This window comes from Bacillus methanolicus MGA3 (assembly GCF_000724485.1).
GTDB classification, from domain to species: Bacteria; Bacillota; Bacilli; order Bacillales; family Cytobacillaceae; genus Bacillus_Z; species Bacillus_Z methanolicus_A.
On sequence record NZ_CP007739.1, the window covers coordinates 430265 to 447063 of the forward strand.

The 16799-nt window shown below is 35.6% G+C and carries 11 protein-coding genes, 3 pseudogenes and 1 riboswitch; of the genes and pseudogenes, 7 read left to right on the forward strand and 7 right to left on the reverse strand.

All coding sequences use genetic code 11. The features are described from left to right. Window positions 1-86 precede the first annotated feature (86 nt). Together BMMGA3_RS02190 and rpmG are read left to right on the forward strand one after the other, a co-directional pair. Complete coding sequence (locus BMMGA3_RS02190) at window positions 87-1271, forward strand: GTP-binding protein (protein ID WP_003348216.1); 1185 nt, start codon at window positions 87-89, stop codon at window positions 1269-1271. 21 nt (window positions 1272-1292) lie between these two features. Continuing rightward, the gene (rpmG, locus tag BMMGA3_RS02195; RefSeq protein WP_003348212.1) at window positions 1293-1442 is read left to right on the forward strand and encodes a 50S ribosomal protein L33; all 150 of its coding nucleotides are present in this window, start codon (window positions 1293-1295) and stop codon (window positions 1440-1442) included. 817 nt (window positions 1443-2259) lie between these two features. On the opposite strand, the gene BMMGA3_RS02200 is transcribed toward rpmG, so the two are convergent. The 4 genes and pseudogenes from BMMGA3_RS02200 to BMMGA3_RS16915 all read right to left on the reverse strand — a co-directional run bounded on the left by BMMGA3_RS02200 (window position 2260) and on the right by BMMGA3_RS16915 (window position 5892). After that, complete coding sequence (locus BMMGA3_RS02200) at window positions 2260-3333, reverse strand: hypothetical protein (RefSeq protein ID WP_003348208.1); 1074 nt, start codon at window positions 3331-3333, stop codon at window positions 2260-2262. Between the two features lie 31 nt (window positions 3334-3364). Beyond that, the gene (locus BMMGA3_RS02205; RefSeq protein WP_003348206.1) at window positions 3365-4396 is read right to left on the reverse strand and encodes a hypothetical protein; all 1032 of its coding nucleotides are present in this window, start codon (window positions 4394-4396) and stop codon (window positions 3365-3367) included. An 822-nt stretch (window positions 4397-5218) separates the two neighbouring features. Continuing rightward, window positions 5219-5302: pseudogene (locus BMMGA3_RS18690) on the reverse strand (IS6 family transposase); the annotation flags it as partial. 473 nt (window positions 5303-5775) lie between these two features. Continuing rightward, on the reverse strand, window positions 5776-5892 hold the full coding sequence (locus BMMGA3_RS16915) for a YjcZ family sporulation protein (RefSeq protein ID WP_081485703.1): 117 nt from the start codon (window positions 5890-5892) through the stop codon (window positions 5776-5778). Window positions 5893-6135: 243 nt separating this feature from the next. Here BMMGA3_RS16915 and BMMGA3_RS02210 point away from each other — a divergent pair, with 243 nt between their 5' ends. Further along, the gene (locus BMMGA3_RS02210) at window positions 6136-6711 is read left to right on the forward strand and encodes a GNAT family N-acetyltransferase (protein WP_003348203.1); all 576 of its coding nucleotides are present in this window, start codon (window positions 6136-6138) and stop codon (window positions 6709-6711) included. 35 nt (window positions 6712-6746) lie between these two features. Here BMMGA3_RS02210 and BMMGA3_RS02215 read toward each other — a convergent pair whose 3' ends face one another. Then, entirely contained in the window at window positions 6747-6977 is a 231-nt protein-coding gene (locus BMMGA3_RS02215; RefSeq protein WP_003348201.1) for a hypothetical protein, read from the reverse strand. A 1025-nt stretch (window positions 6978-8002) separates the two neighbouring features. Further along, the gene (locus BMMGA3_RS02220; protein WP_003348200.1) at window positions 8003-8419 is read right to left on the reverse strand and encodes a hypothetical protein; all 417 of its coding nucleotides are present in this window, start codon (window positions 8417-8419) and stop codon (window positions 8003-8005) included. Between the two features lie 405 nt (window positions 8420-8824). On the opposite strand from BMMGA3_RS02220, the pseudogene BMMGA3_RS18120 reads away from it, so the two are divergent. Beyond that, window positions 8825-8968: pseudogene (locus BMMGA3_RS18120) on the forward strand (transposase); the annotation flags it as partial. Window positions 8969-9296: 328 nt separating this feature from the next. Here BMMGA3_RS18120 and BMMGA3_RS02225 read toward each other — a convergent pair. After that, window positions 9297-9509: a hypothetical protein gene (locus BMMGA3_RS02225; RefSeq protein ID WP_003348198.1), complete on the reverse strand. Its 213-nt coding sequence runs from the start codon at window positions 9507-9509 to the stop codon at window positions 9297-9299. A gap of 608 nt (window positions 9510-10117) precedes the next feature. Here BMMGA3_RS02225 and BMMGA3_RS02230 point away from each other — a divergent pair. The 3 genes and pseudogenes from BMMGA3_RS02230 to BMMGA3_RS02240 all read left to right on the forward strand — a co-directional run bounded on the left by BMMGA3_RS02230 (window position 10118) and on the right by BMMGA3_RS02240 (window position 16736). After that, window positions 10118-13510: a trifunctional glycoside hydrolase family 18/polysaccharide deacetylase/glycosyltransferase family 2 protein gene (locus BMMGA3_RS02230; protein WP_003348197.1), complete on the forward strand. Its 3393-nt coding sequence runs from the start codon at window positions 10118-10120 to the stop codon at window positions 13508-13510. Between the two features lie 425 nt (window positions 13511-13935). Then, window positions 13936-14101: riboswitch (cyclic di-AMP (ydaO/yuaA leader) on the forward strand. Between the two features lie 436 nt (window positions 14102-14537). Beyond that, window positions 14538-14839, forward strand: a pseudogene (locus tag BMMGA3_RS02235) (potassium-transporting ATPase subunit KdpA). A 58-nt stretch (window positions 14840-14897) separates the two neighbouring features. Next, a complete protein-coding gene (locus BMMGA3_RS02240; RefSeq protein ID WP_003348194.1) occupies window positions 14898-16736 on the forward strand; it encodes an APC family permease in 1839 nt (612 codons plus the stop codon). The last annotated feature ends 63 nt before the right edge of the window (window positions 16737-16799 follow it).

Genomic DNA, 16799 nt, shown 5'->3' on the forward strand with positions numbered 1-16799 from the left:
ATTAAAAATGAGTTGTCATTAAGAGAAAAAGAGTTATTCTATAATGTTTAAATCGTAATAATTTCTATTTGTAAGGGGGTTATCTTATGAAAAAAATACCCGTAACAGTGTTAAGCGGTTATTTAGGTTCCGGAAAAACAACATTATTAAATCACATTTTAGAAAATAGAGAAGAAAAGAAAGTAGCAGTCATCGTCAATGATATGAGTGAAATTAACATCGATGCTTCCCTAATAAAACAAGGCGGATTTACACGTACAGAAGAAAAGCTAGTAGAAATGCAAAATGGATGTATTTGCTGTACACTTAGGGAAGATTTAATAAAAGAAGTGAAAAGGCTTGCCACATTAGGTGATATTAATTACATTGTTATCGAATCAACAGGAATCAGTGAGCCGATTCCTGTAGCTCAAACATTTACATACGTTGATGTGAATTTAGGAATTGATTTATCAGCATTTTGCAGGCTTGATACGATGGTGACCGTTGTGGATGCAAATCGTTTCTGGCATGATTTTGCTTCCGGGGAAAGCCTGCTTGATAGAAAACAGGCAACAGATGAAACGGATACAAGAGAAGTGGTAGATTTATTAATTGATCAAATTGAATTTGCCAATGTCATCTTACTAAACAAAATCGATTTAGTGGAGAAAAAGGATGTCTATGAACTAAAAGCAGTCCTTCAAAAATTAAACCCGGAAGCACGAATTATAGAAACAGAGCAGGCTCGTGTTCCATTAGATCAAGTAATGGATACGAAACTATTTAATTTCGAAAATGCAAGCCAGAGTGCAGGTTGGATAAAGGAATTAAATAATGAACACACACCTGAAACTGAAGAATTTGGGATTTCTTCTTTTGTCTACCGGAGAAGGCGTCCTTTCCATCCGGAACGTTTAATGAAATGGTTAGAAAACTGGCCTGTAGAAGTAGTACGAGCAAAAGGATTTTTTTGGTTGGCATCCCGTAACAATATAGCTGGTTTACTTTCACAAGCTGGTCCATCTATCACAATTCAAGGTGCTGGTGAATGGATAGCTGCTTATCCAGAACAAGAGAAAAAACAAGCCTTAAAAGAAGATCCAGAGTTGCTAGAAAGATGGGATGATACGTATGGTGATCGAATGACAGAGCTTGTGTTCATTGGGATTGATATGAATCAAACTGAGATTGAACAATCTTTAGACACATGTTTGCTAACAGATGAAGAATTAAAAAAGGACTGGTCTTTATTTAAAGATACGATTCCACCATTTGTAGTAGCCCAATAAAAATATTAAGGAGGAAACAAAATGAGAGTAAAAATTACATTAGCTTGTACAGAAACAGGGGATCGAAACTACATTACAACGAAGAATAAACGTACTCATCCTGAACGCTTAGAATTAAAAAAATATTGTCCACGACTCAAAAGACATACTTTACATCGAGAAACAAAATAGACAGTAAATTATATTTCTAATTATTGAATAAGCTAAGCATTTGCTCATTTAGGCAAATGCTTATTTATTTATTATCTCTTATTCTTTTATCGATTTGTAATCTGGAAGAAGTAAATCTTAAGTTTTATCAATTAACTAAAGATAATTCTGAGAAAGAATATAATTTATTAAAAGAAATACTTTGACTTCCGATAATCTGGTTATGTAAAGAGGAGATCCTTGCGAGGATCTTTTTTGTTTTCTGAATGAGGGCTTGCAGCTATTTTATAGCAGTGTGCAAAATGCAGGTCGAGTCACAACGGTACCGGACCGATCCCGAAAGGGAACGGGAGGATAAATGATGGGGAGGGGAGGTTGACGTCTTTCTTCTTAATATATATTGTTTTATGAACTCTTGTGTATGGGCAGAAGTGAATAGAGCCGCACGGATGATTTTATTGCGATCTAGGGTAGTATAGCGTGAAAACAGTATCAACAAGTTAAAGGAGTTCATGATTTGTTTAAAAAACTACCTAACAGTGGAGAAACTTGTTGTAACTCACTTTTTGAAGTAAGAAGAACAGATAACTGACTAATTCCGATATGTAGTAACTGCAGCCGGAACATTATGTAAGGGATATGAATGTCAGGAGTGATTGAAAAGTGCAAAACATTTTAATTGCAGATGACCGTCCGGCATGGATGAAGGATGAAGATAGGGTAATGGTGTTAGTAAATTATCTTCGTACCAGAATAGGTTATGATTGTATTAACGATTTACTCTTATGAAACACAAAAAACCGAAGGGAAACCCCCTTCGGTTTATCGGAAATCCAGTTTATTCTTCTGTGCCAACTACTACTTTAACTGTTGCTTCTTCAGTACCTTTTGCTTGAACAGTAGAAAGTACTGCAGAGTTTGGAGCTGCATGCATTTTTGCATTCCCGTTAGCACGCACACTTGCCATAGCTTTTGCTTTGTTTGCAGCAGAAGGGTTTACTTTAACCTTAGTTTCTTCTTTCACTTCAGAATCTTCATCTGCAACTTTGTCATCTTTAGTTTTCACTTTCACATCTGAATAAAGGCCAGTAGCTTCTTCAGAATTAGAGTCGTCAATCGCAGTTAATTCTGTTGTTTCGTCAGCTTTTACTTCTTCTTCAACTGATACACGAACAGCAGAGTTTGGAGCTGCATGCATTTTTGCATTCCCGTTAGCACGCACGCTTGCCATAGCTTTTGCTTTGTTTGCAGCAGAAGGGTTTACTTTAACTTTAGTTTCTTCTTTCACTTCAGAATCTTTATTTGCAACTTCGTCATTTTCAGTTTTCACTTTCACATCTGAATAAAGGCCAGTAGCTTCTTCAGAATTAGAGTCGTCAATCGCAGTTAATTCTGTTGTTTCGTCAGCTTTTACTTCTTCTTCAACTGATACACGAACTGCAGAGTTTGAAGCTGCATGCAATTGCGCGTTTTCACTAGCATGCTCGCTTGCCACAGAGTTTGCTTTATTTACAGTAGAAGGATTTACTTTTTCTCCTTTTGCAACAACCTCTTTTTGCTCTTCAACTTGTGTATTAGCTTTTACAGTTTCTTCAACTCCAGTTTTAACCTTTTCCTCTGCTTTTGCCTGTACCGCGGAATTAGCAGCAGCATGAGTTTTCGCTGTTTCACTTGCATTCACGCTGCCTTGTACCTTTGCTTTATTTACCACAGAAGCTTTCGCTTTTACACGAACTGCTTTAAAGTCGGAAGTTTGCTCAACTTTAACTGTGTTAACTTTTGTTGCGTTATCTGCATGATGACCTTGACTAGCTGCTTCACTAATATGCCCTCCGGCGAAAACACCAACTGAAAATACCCCTGCCAACACAAAAGATTTTACGACTGTATTTCCTTTAACGTTAAATTTCATTTTTAAATTCGCTCCTTTTTTCTTTTAATCGTTATCCGTGATTTTTACTATGGTATACGTTTAAGAAAAAAGGAGCATCCTTCGGCGGTGGCGAAGGGGGAGCATTAACCCATTGATTGCGATACACATGTGCTCGATCAACATATGGCTGAATGAGTTTCAAATTCCAATGCTTATACAATTCGAGCCATTTTTCACCGAAGCTATTTGCGCTTTGGCTATGGCATGTCCGGTTTTTTGATGACCCTCCTGGAATTTTAGTGTTTTGCGGGGAGTTAACAACCTGAATGTCTCTTATATTTATTTGCTGACGAGAAGGTGTTTTCTCTTTTCCTTTTGATTTTGATTCGTCAGTGAATGAAGTCTTTTCGGAACCATCTTCCTTTTTCAATATAGACTGGTTTAAGTTTTCATCATCATTTAACTTCTGAACCAATTTCGTATATTGATGTTTGGTTTTCTCCCCAGAATCAATGTTATTTAAGGACTTTTCAGAAGGTTTTTCAGCTTCATTCGTTTTAAAATGAATGCCTTTGTTATCGGTTTGAGGCTTATTCTGCTTTGTTTGTCCTTTCTCTTCCCCCTGTTTAACTTCAACTTTTTCAGGCAAGGTATTATTAACGGCCTTTTCAGTCTTTTTTATAGTAGACTGTACAGATTTTCGGGCTTTTTCGAATGCCTGATTTGACACATGTAATGCATTACGAGCTTTTTCGAATGCCTGATTTGGTACATGTAATGTATTACGGACTTTTTCGATTGCCTGGTCTGACACTCGTATTATCTTTTGAGGTGGTTTTTCAGGCTTCAGTTGTTGAGAATAATTGTTAGAAGCTTGATTTTGCTCAGCTTCATTTTCGGTTATCACCTTTGAATTTACCTGGACTCGCCCATTAACTTTAGAAGGTTCTAGTTTTTGCGTAGTTTTAACCACCTCTACAGCTTTACCGCTTTGAGAATCTACCTTTTGAGCTGGCTCGGCCTTATCAGCAAACGCATCTGTTGGAAAAAACAAGGCCGTTCCTGCGATTAAACTTTTCACAATTAGACCTCGGAAGTACATGATTTCACCTCCTTTCAAAGAAATAATTCCATAATTAGTTCTAAAGATAATATTCATTAGAAATCGACATTTTTTGTCCGTTAAAAATTTTATAAAAAGAAATTATTTTTTTTCTCCTACACGAACTCCCTCCCTAATGTCTGGTGTACTGTATTCTTTTGGATAAACCTCTTTAACGGCAACTTTATAGTTCTGATGCAATTAGTGAAGAAAAATAAAAAAGGGTAAAAGGTCTGAACATTTAGTGAAGCCCTCAGGCTAGATGCTGATCTTCAGGAAAAAATTGAACGTGAAAAGCTAAAGATTGAAACCTATGATCGATTCATTAGTGGGAAAATTATCAGAAGGTTGGAGGGGTTGCAAAAATTTTTGAAAGCTAGTTAAGATCTTCACTACACCCGAAAAAAATAACCGGATCCAATACTAATAACCATTGCGAGAAAGATACTTTGAGACCCCTCTTTTTTAGTTGTTCGATCTCTTTAGAGGCATCCGGTAAAGTTTCGAGGATTTTTTCAAAGAAGGGGTACATCGATCCATCAAAAGAATAAAAGCCCCACTGAGTCAAACGAGAAGATAAGAAAAGAAGAAAAGTATAAACGAAGAAAACAACCAAAGAATAAAGAAAGATAGAAAGAAAGGGTTCCGATACAAAAAGACTGTTTGTTCCCCTTCAAACATATTGTCCCTATATTCAACTAGATAATTGAGTAAAAGAGAAGGAGGTCCGGTTCTAGGTTATTCTTTTTTGCGTTTCTTTTGGTTCTGGTGCAAAAACCCTTTGATAGAACATAGAACCTATATGGACTATTCAATGACAGATTATGATGCAATTCCAAATAATTTATGTATGAATTCAACTTCATTTTGGGCAGACTTCACCCATTAATGAACCTGCCCTGTTTTGATTGGTAGTATCAGTATGTCTAAGTTTGATAGATTTCTTGTAACAGAATCAAAAATTCTTATAAAATGGATGTTTTCCTTGAATATAAAAGTAGTTGATGAAAAGTTTTTTTCTTTTATTAAGAGAAGTTACAGTTCAATTACAAAGAGGATAATATTGGATTAATCGACAAATTTTTAGGAATAGCTTGTTTATAATGGCTTTACCTTTGAAGGAAAGGAGTTGAAAACCCCTTGTAATCAAATACCTGAGAGGATGACGTTACTACAACGATTGTTCGTGAGCAGTTTATAATTGATTTTGATCCACTTTTTCCTTTTCTGCAATGATATTTATCACTGTAAGAAAAGCATTTTCTGTGAACAATGGTTGATACAATCCCTTGCTGCGCTAAATGTTGGAACTTGTTGACCAAGAACACTTAACTTTCAATTCCACAGAAGATGAGGAGGGATCATGATGGAGATTTTACTCAATCTAGGTACGTTTCTTTTGGAATAGAAGTTCCTACAATAATTAATAAAATGAACAATACAATAATCAACGCAAAATTAAAGCCAAAGCCACAGTAGCTACCAAATCCTACTATGTCATATCTTCAATATCCCCAACATATAAATGTTTCACCTATGGCTTTAGCTTTGAAGGAAGAGAGTTGAAAATTACTTGTAATCTTGAGGTTTGCACCAGAACCTTTTACTGTGCCGAATTAGGGGTAAAAGAAAAATACGTATGCTGTACGTTAGAAAAAGAGTGATGGGAGATAGTAAAAATGAAGTTATATTCTCTTTTCCCTGGTCTCTTATTAAATAAACCTTTTGAGGAGGAAGTAATGAACTGGTACGAAAAACTGAGTCAATATTTTCCGATTGAAGAGATGAAATCGAAGGAGCATATCGAAGCACTCTTAAAAGAACGAGGGGATATTTACCATAAAGATGAAGGTCCCCACCATGTCATGATGTATGTTGAAACAGATAATTTTATATTCATTGATTATTTATTTGTATCAAAAGAGTCAAGAGGGCAGGGACTTGGTCATCAATTAATCGAAAAACTTAAGAAAAAAGATAAACCGATTATTCTGGAAGTGGAGCCTGTTGATTATGAGGATAGTGACACAGAAAAAAGATTGCGTTTTTATAAGCGGGAAGGCTTCGAACATGCCCAGTCCATCGGTTACCGTCGGCGCTCGTTAGCAACGAACGAAATCAATCAAATGGAAATCTTATATTGGTCGCCAACAGAAGAAAGTGAAGAAAGTATTTTTGAGAAAATGAAAAAAACATACGAGATGATCCACACATATAAAGATAAGAAATGGTACAGGGAATCTTATGAGCCTGTGGAGAAGGTTTTGACACTCGATAAAAATCGCGATGAAGGCGATATATTGGCTGATATATAAGAAAAAAGGGTTCTGGTGCAAAAAGAAGCATTATGTCAATCCTTTTCTGTCAGCTGATAATAAAGTTTCAATGTTTCTTCCGACAGTCGTTTTCTACGTTCTTCGTTGGAATAGTACTCGATAAATTCAGCCTTTTTCTCTTCGTTAACCCTGTTTACCATTGCGTAATATTCTCGGCAATAGTAATACACCAGTTCCGGATTATGCCACATTGTTAACGCCCGAAGTTGCTGACGTGAGGTACAATAAAAACAAGCTTTCTCCATATTCTTACCTCTGATCTATCGACACCTCCCTTATATAATAATTATGAAATCTGAGGATTTTTGATTGCAGATAAATTATGTTAACTGGATCTATTAGCAATATTCATAGCTAGAGATTTCATGTTTGATAGATTTTTTACACCAGAACCAGTAGCCGGAGGATATACGAGGAGATGGAAAAGGTGATACAAAAAATCAAGAAGAAAATTATCAGTTAATAAAGAATTATAGAAGCGTACTTTTACGAACAGGTATGAAGAGAAATTTGATATTTAAGGAATATCGTAGGGAAAGATCATCAATTCATCATAGGTGTATCAACACCACGTTCTTCTGTTTCTTCACACAATTCTATACAAATTGTTTTAATATCGTCGAAATCAGTACAGGACATATTTTCCTCTTCTTTCATAATTAATTTGAATTTTCTGGTATTATTATCCAACTTTTATTGAATGTTGTAAACAACTGAAATTTACACATATAAGGGGCTTGTCCTGATACGAAGATCTATCAGATTTAGATATAGTGAGCTTTGTTATGAATCAGACATAAAAAGCGTAGAGTAGGAAGAAATGGAATTTGATGATGATATTGTTCCACGATGTTATAAAGATATGTGAAAAAGAAGAGTGTTTGTACAAATAACTATTAATTATCAGCACAAAAAGAGGTTGGGTATCTAATAGGTGCCCAACCTCTTTTTGTGGACATAATCAGAGACAGAAATTGACGAATTTATGCAGTGATTCGGCTGATAAAAAGTACCTTTATGAATTCAACATAATGAAAACTATGTTGTATTTTATCGATGGGAATGGTATTCTTTAGATCATAAATTCAACATAGTTTATTAAAAGAGTCCAAAAAATAAATTCAACATAGTTTATAAAAGGATTTAGTTTCATAAATTTGAAAATACGTTGACAGATTACTATATTAGGATGAAACACGTCAAAAAAAAAAGCATCTGCGAAAGAGCAGATGTTTTTTTGATAAAAAGAGAGGGGAATAGATTCATTTAATTATTTCCTTCCAGCACAAGTAACAACTACTCTTGATTTATTTTTTGCTTTAATCAATACTCGATATTTAGTTGAAGAGCTTTTTGTTGTAGAAGTAATTCTAAAAGGTGTATTCCAGTAAGTTAATTTGTAACCGTAACCAGTAGTAAATTTCCAAGTTCCTCCAACCTTATATTGAAGATAAACATATACAGATCCAGTTGTGTTTTTCACGTTCACTTCGTGCACAATTTTAGGATAAGAAGTCGTACAAGGACTACTCCCTGCATATGCACCAGCAGAAAGGGTATTATTATAAGTCGTAGTAGCTGCATAGGCTTCAGACACAGGTGAAAACACTAAAACAAATGCAAAAATCGGAACAAGAATTAGTAACAACCATCTTTTAGTAGTTCTTTGTGACAATGCAAAATTCATTTTTTCACTCCTCCCTTGTTATAATGATTCCAAAAAATTAAAACTAAATTTAAATAAATACAAGGATCAAATGCTGTAATATCAGGGAAAAGTTCTAGTTGAATTTATACTATCAGTTATTTTATTTAAAATTGTTTGGAAAAAAAATCCGAAATTTTACCTAAATAATGGATTATACAGTTTATACATTGTTTGAAAAGGAGACTAATTAAATTCTGGTATGGATAAAAGTACACTTCAATTCTTCAGTGAATAATCGTTCAAAAGGTACTTAATCAAGAAAAAAACGGATGTTTTTTCCTCCATCCGTGAAGCTCAACAGCTGGCAATCCAGCCGGTATGCTCCTGTGCTCATCTATTACTCAATCACACCTACTCTTTGAGAAGTTTGCGGATAGCCGTGTTAATTTCTTTTGTTCTCATGCGATTAGTAGAGGATTGAGCGTTCATGAAGTAGCGAATCAGGCTGGGCATTACAATATTCACACTACGCTCTTATATACAAATCCGACAAAAGATGAACTTATTCAAAAAATGAATCAATTGTAGGGGAAAACGTATTAGTTTCATAAACTCCATTTTATAAGCTAGTCAGAGAATGTGAAAGAACGTTGATGAATTAATATATATATATATATAATAGGAAGAAACACGTCAAAAAATGTGCATCTGCCAACGAGCAGATGCTTTTTTAATAAAAAGGGGAATACATTATAAGCTTTGCCAGTTTGACAGATTTATATACATATATTTTATAAAAGCTATAGCGTTGGATTTTGCAGAGGGGGAGTGTATACAAAAGATATGTTTCATTTCGTAAGAGAGCTAATTTTAGCATACATCTTCATAAAAAACAGGAACTTCTCTTCTTTTTATCTTATTTTATCAAGTGACAAACGTATAGAACATGCTTGCCCGGATTGTTGATTGACTTCTTTTGATGATTTGATGATTTGATGATTTCACCAAATTGCTGCCATTGCCTGTAGATTTCCTCAAAATCTATATTCTTTTCCAGGCTGATCGTTTCATAATTATTGATCATGGTTTTAACATACTTCTTATGCTCTTTCCGAAGTATTTTTGGCAATCCTTTTTGCTCCTTTTTTAGCGCCTTTTTAATGTGGGCAGGAGCATCTTCCGGAATCTCAATCCGGGTTTCCGGTAAGCGTTAAATAATGCCCACCTTAGGATTGTTTCGACAAGTCATTTTTATATCAACCATGGCGAGCAAATCTAAAGTGCGGAAAGTAGTAGTTATCAGTATTTCCAAGTTTGATAGATTTTTCGCACCAGAACCTCTGAAAGTTTTAACTTGATGGGCATTTGGCTCTATCCCTCATAAAGTGATTCTATATGAATTTCAAGCAAAATATCTATTTTGTAAAAATTACCATTTTGCTTCCCTACTAATTACCCCCACAAAACGTTTAATTGGCTTTAATTTTATATTTGGGGAATAGAGAAGTCATTTTAATGCATGATATGCATTCTCAGTCTATCCAAGCGACTGTGCTGCGATTATTCAAAAATTGAAAGAGAAAGGATATGTGTTTGAAACGTACAACGAGTGAGAACATTTTAGTTTGAATTTTTTGCGTGATAATCGCTTGTAGCAATAAGTTAAGTTGGAAGCAACCACTTATTAGCATATTTTATGTTTGCACAAGAACAATATAAAAGGAGTAATCCCAAAAAATGATAAAGAAAGAAAGGAAACAAGAGAAAGCAGCGCCTAGATTTATATTTTATGATGCTAAAGGAAGAAGGAAAGTATTTTTTAAATGGTTTCTATGTCTCACAATAATCATTATGGTTATTGTTTTTTATTTTTTCTTTCGAAGTATTTTTTCAACTGCGAATCTCCCATATACAGAATTATTTCCAAATCAAGATAAAAAAGTTGTATCTATTGATGAAAAACTAAGTAATCAACAGCTACAGAAAGAATTAAAAAATGAAAAATCCAAGTACTCTAATGCCCAAATAGGCTACACGAAACACTCCCAAAGTTCAGGTGCTAATAGCAAGCAGCCTAAAGAAATCTATGGTTTCTATGTAAACTGGGATGAAAATAGTACCACCTCTTTAAAAGAGAATATCAGTTCACTAACCATGTTAGTACCAGAATGGTTTCATTTAAATGCAGATTTGACAATTAGTAGTGAGATTAAACCTGACATTATAAGGTTAGCGAAAGCAAATCATGTAAAAATTATGCCTTTAATCAACAATTTTACCCAAAAGGGTTCTGGTCCTGATGGAGCAGTTATTCATAAGTTGCTGCAAGCTCCAGCCAATGTACAGATAAAATTTATTAATGATTTGGTAAAACAAATCGAAGCTAATCAATTTGCGGGCATTAATATCGACTTTGAGTCAATACCTGAGGAAGATCGAAATGAATTAACAAATTTCATGAAAAAACTTGCTGCTGTGTTTCATCGACATCATTTGCTTGTGACACAAGATGTCCCTGCTGCTGATAATACCTTTGATTATAGGGCATTATCCAAAGAAGTAGATCGTATGATTGTGATGATGTACGATGAACACTATCAAGGGGGGGATCCTGGACCGATCGCTTCTAATAAATGGTTTGAGGATACGCTAAATCATTTAGATATTCCTTCAGAAAAACTTATCGTTGCTTTCGGTAACTATGGATATGATTGGGTGATAGACAGTAAAGTCCCTTCTAAGCCTTTAATTTTCTCAGACATCATGGAAATGGTTCATAATTCACATTTAAAAATTCAATGGGATAAGATAAGCGGGAACCCTTATGTCCGATATAAAGAAGGAGCGCACGAACATATTGTTTGGTTTTTAGACGGTGTCACTTTTTACAATCAAATGAAAATTGCATTGGAATATGATACAAAAGGATTTGCGTTCTGGAGATTGGGAGCAGAAGATCCTACTGTTTGGAAACTACTAAAGGATCCTAAAAAGATACAGAGCAACATCAGTCTATTGCATGAAATTGCTAGCAATAATCGAGTGAATTATTCTGGTCAAGGTGAGATCTTAAGGATTACAAATGTCGGCCAAAACGGCTTCAGAGACTTCCAAGTAGACAAAGATGGTTATCTTACAGATGAAGTGTATCGGTCCTTCCCAGAATCATATCAAGTTCAACGCTACGGACAACCAAAGGAAAAACAAGTAGTACTAACATTTGATGACGGTCCTGATCCTAGGTACACGCCGAAAATCCTGGATATATTGAAAAAATTTAAGATAAAAGCCGATTTCTTTATAGTAGGAGAAAATGCTGAATTACACACCGATATTATTAAAAGAATGTACAGAGAAGGACATGAAATTGGCAATCATACTTTCACACATCCTAACGTAGCAGATACTTCTCCACTGCGCACAAAACTAGAGTTGAATACAACTCAGCGACTAATTCAGGAAGCAACCGGCCACTCCACAGTTTTATTTAGGCCGCCATATGAAGCAGATGCTGAACCGTATACAGCAAGTGAGATACTTCCTATTCTGCGCGCCCAAGATATGAACTATATAATGGTTGGAGAAAAAGTTGACCCTGAAGACTGGACCCAACCATCAACGAATGAATTGGTAAAACGTGTTCTTACATCTATTTACAATGGTCAGGGACATGTTATTCTCCTTCATGATGCGGGCGGTGATCGTACTCATACGGTAGAGGCGCTGCCCATTATTATTAAAGACCTTAAAAAGCACGGTTATCGTTTTGTGACAGTTTCAGAGTTGATGGGTAAAAAACGGGATGATGTGATGCCTTCCGTTCACCCTGCTGATAAACCATATTTACTTTACAACCGGGCTGTTTTTTCAGGAATAGGATATTTTTATCACACGTTAACGATTATTTTTTATATTGCTATTGGATTAGGGATTTTCCGACTCTTATTTTTAATTTATTTTGCGTTTAAGCAAAGAAAAAAAGCCGCATCCCGTTCCTTTATTCATTCTACTTATCAACCTTTCGTAAGTGTTGTTATAGCGGCGTATAATGAAGAAAAGGTTATCGCCAAGACGATTCGATCTATTTTGGATAGTGATTACCCGAATTTTGAAGTCATTATTGTCGATGATGGCTCGCAAGATGATACTTCAAAAGTAGTCCAAGAAATATGTAATGAACATCCTAACGTTCGTTTAATCCAAAAAGAAAACGGCGGTAAAGCATCTGCAATGAATCTAGGGTTCCAAAAATCACGAGGGGAAATTGTTATTTCTTTAGATGCTGACACCATTATTGCTCAAGATGCTATTTCTTTAATGGTTAGACATTTTGAAGAGCCTAACGTAGCCGCAGTGTCAGGCAATGTGAAAGTGGGGAATAGACGAAATCTGTTGACCACATGGCAACATGTTGAATACATCACAGGCTTTAATTTAGAGCGCAGAGCCTTTGATGAGTTAAACTGCATTACCGTAGTTCCTGGGGCTATCGGAGCATGGCATAAAAAACGCGTGAAAGAAGCAGGATTTTTCAATGAAGATACATTAGCGGAGGATACGGATCTTACCCTAATACTTTTGCGTCAAGGACATCGAATTGTTTATGAAGAAAAAGCATATGCCTATACGGAGTCGCCTGAAGATGTGAAAAGTCTAATTAAACAGCGATATCGTTGGTCGTATGGAACACTCCAGTGTCTGTGGAAGCATCGAAAAGCCTTATTTAATGTAAAGCATAAATCATTAGGATTTATTGCATTACCAAATATGTGGCTGTTCCAATATATTTCACAATCGATTTCCCCATTAGCAGATTTTTTAATGGTTATGGGTATATTTAGCAGCCATCCGTTAAAAGTTCTAGGATTTTATCTTTTATTCTTAGTAATGGATCTGCTTGCTTCATTCTTTGCCTTTAAATTAGAAAAAGAAAATCCTAAACCATTAATCTGGTTAATTTTACAACGCTTTATTTATCGACAATTGATGACTTATGTTGTAATCAAATCTGTATTTTCTACTATTCAAGGAATAGAGGTAGGATGGAATAAACTAAAGCGAATGGGAAGTGTTGAGCAATCCCTTGGACTGAAAGAAGAATATGAACAGAAGCGAAAATTCATTTCATAAGTCAGAAACTGTCGTAAACCTATCCTATAAATTTAAGAAATAATTCTAGGAAGAAACACGTCAAAAAAAGTGCATCTGCCAACGAGCAGATGCTTTTTTAATAAAAAGGGGAATACATTATATGCTTTGCCAGTTTGACAGATTTATATACATATTTTTTAAAAAGCTATAGCGTTGGATTTAGCAGTGAATGAGGGGGAGTGCATACAAAAGATATGTTTCATTTCGTTAGAGATCTAACTCTCGTCTAAGCACTAATCCTTACTAATTTATTTCATAAATCAATGATTAGCAAAGAAAACTTCTATTTAAAGCGTTTACATGAAGATAAACGGATGTTTTTTACTTATTTTTCGTTAAAAAGGCGTCTTTACAATGATTTTATGTAGGAGTATGATTGTATCAAATTTAATAAAATCATCATTTACCTTTAGTCGCTGAATCCTAATAGGAACGGGGGAACCAACTGTGGTGCCTCTTGGGTCCACATGGGGTGAATCTCCTTCAGAATCTGCATGGAATCTGAAGGAGTAGGGTGACTCTCAGCACCCGAATCCGTCAGCTAACTTCGTAAGCGTCGTGAGAGGAGGTTATTTGTTGTGCCTAAAAAGCCAACAGGTATAACCACCTGTTGGTTTTTTGTGTTAAAAAAAGATATTTTCCCAATATAATGACTTATTTTTATCAAATTGGAAAATTATAAAGAAGAATATCATGAGTGGAATTGAGTTTAGGGAGATTTGCAGAGAACTGGTTAACTTATTTAAAAAGAATCAATGAGTGAGGGTTGGAAAAGCGGTAAAGATTGTAAAGGTTTCTCTCTCCACAGAAGATCTGTTAATTATTGAGCTAAACGATAATTGATAAAAGTGGAACCAAACATCTTGCAGTTCGACTCAGATGGAGCATTTGTCAATAAAAAGTAGAGGAAGTCATGGGGGATATTGCGATGATCGCATTATTAGTCGCAACTTTTGCTTTATTTTAAGGATTTACGATTTGGTGTGATCAGTCGAGGAGAAGAGCGATGACCTGTGCTTCAACTGGTTTAGCTGTAGCAATTGCCATCATTCATGCTCTGTTCAGAAGAGAGAAAGTGATCGGAAATTTTTATCAAGATTTTGTTAAGGCGAACGTTCGTGTTCTGTTCCCATTTGCCGTAGTGGTTACACTTCTACTGGTTGCACTGGGTGTACCACAAACGTTAGCTTCTAGCACGACAGTTACCACATTAGAAGTAAAGCTCAGACAATAGCTATGGGACCTGTTGCTTCACTGGAGTCGATCAAGCACTTAGGCACTAATGGTGGAAATAGCATAGTAATCTAACTGATTTTACTTAAATAATTATGTAAATCCATTATTGTATTCATGGAGGAATTATGGAATGAATTATTGGAAAAGATTGTTAATTGGGGCGCCTATTCACACCAAACAACTTTCAGAAGAGAAGCTAACAAAAAAGAAAGCTTTAGCTATATTTTCATCTGATGCACTCTCTTCTGTCGCGTATGCTACGGAAGAAATTTTGCTTGTTTTAGTCTTAATTGGTACACAAGCTTTAATGTACTCTATTCCTATTGCATTTGCCATTATGTTGTTGCTGCTGATTGTTACACTTTCATATCGCCAAATTATTCACAGCTTCCCATCAGGAGGAGGAGCTTATATCGTAGCCCGTGAGCATATTGGACGAAATACAAGTCTGACAGCTGGTGCGGCTTTAATGATTGACTATGTATTAACTGTTGCGGTAAGTATCTGTTCTGGAGTTGCCGCTTTATTGTCTGCTTTTCCTGCCTTGCTGCCCTATCGTGTAGAGTTAGCGGTGATACTCGTCATTGTATTAATGATCATTAACTTGAGAGGCATCCGAGAGTCTGCTAATATTTTTGCATTTCCTACTTATATCTTTGTTGCGTCAATCATTATCATGATAGGATTTGGAATTTGGAAACTGCAAGCTGGAAATTGGCATCATTTAGCTGTCCCGTATCATGCAGAACACTTTTCCTTATTCTCTTCGTTTGGAACAACTTTTTTATTATTACGGGCTTTTGCTTCTGGTTGTTCTGCATTAACAGGTGTAGAGGCCATTAGTAACGGAGTTCCTGCTTTCCGTGAGCCTAGCTCTAAAAACGCCGTTATTACTATGTTTTGGATGTCATTTCTGTTAGGGACCATGTTTTTGGGGATTACATTTTTGGCCAATGGCTTTGGTGTTGAACCAAAAGAAAATGTAACTGTCGTCTCCCAAATTGCAAACCATGTTTTTGGATATGGATTTTTTTACTATTTTATTCAAATCTTTACCATGCTCATTTTATTTCTGGCTGCCAATACCGCTTTTGCTGGTTTTCCGCAGCTTGTTTCTATTATTGCACAAGATGGATACCTCCCAAGAAATCTAACAAAACGAGGAGACCGATTAGTATTCTCCAACGGTATTATCTTTTTGAGTGTATTGGCGATCCTATTAATCATCATCTTCCAAGGTGAAACGCATGCACTCGTACCACTTTATGCAGTTGGTGTATTCTTGTCATTTACCATTGCACAATATGGACTGATCAAGTATTTTTTGGAACGAAAGTCACAACAGAAGGTTTGGTCTAGAATCATTGTTGTAGGAATAGGAATGATTATAACTGGAATTGTTACGATCATAACGGCTGTGGCGAAATTTCAAAGTGGCGCCTGGATGGTAGTGGTGGCTATTCCTTGTATGGTGTTATTATTTCATAAAATTCATCGTCATTACTCTGACTTAGCAAGTCAACTTAGTCTTCAAGGACAAGATCCTAAACAGATGGTGAAGGTTTCTCCTTCTAAAGTTATTATTCCAATCTCCAGCGTAAGCCGGGTAGCTATTAACTCTATCGGCTATGCAAAAAGTATATCGAATGATGTAGTGGCACTTACTGTGTATTTTGATGAGAAGCAAAAAGAACGGGCAGAGAAAAAGTGGAAAGAATTAGGGCTTGATATTCCCCTTGTCACTGTTCATTCACCTTATCGAAGCTTGCTAATGCCGCTTCTTCAATATATTGATGCACTTGAGGAAAGTGAAAGAGGAAAATATATTACTGTTCTCATTCCTCAATTTTTTGTAAAAAAATGGTGGCATATATTTCTTCATAATCAAACAGCATTTTTATTACGTGCCATGCTCTTATGGAGAAAGGATATTGTAGTTTCTACTATCCCTTATCATCTTAGAAAATAATGAATCGAATTAAAAAATCAGTAAGAGGGAAGTTTTTGCTTCCCCTCTTTTTTTAATGCAGTC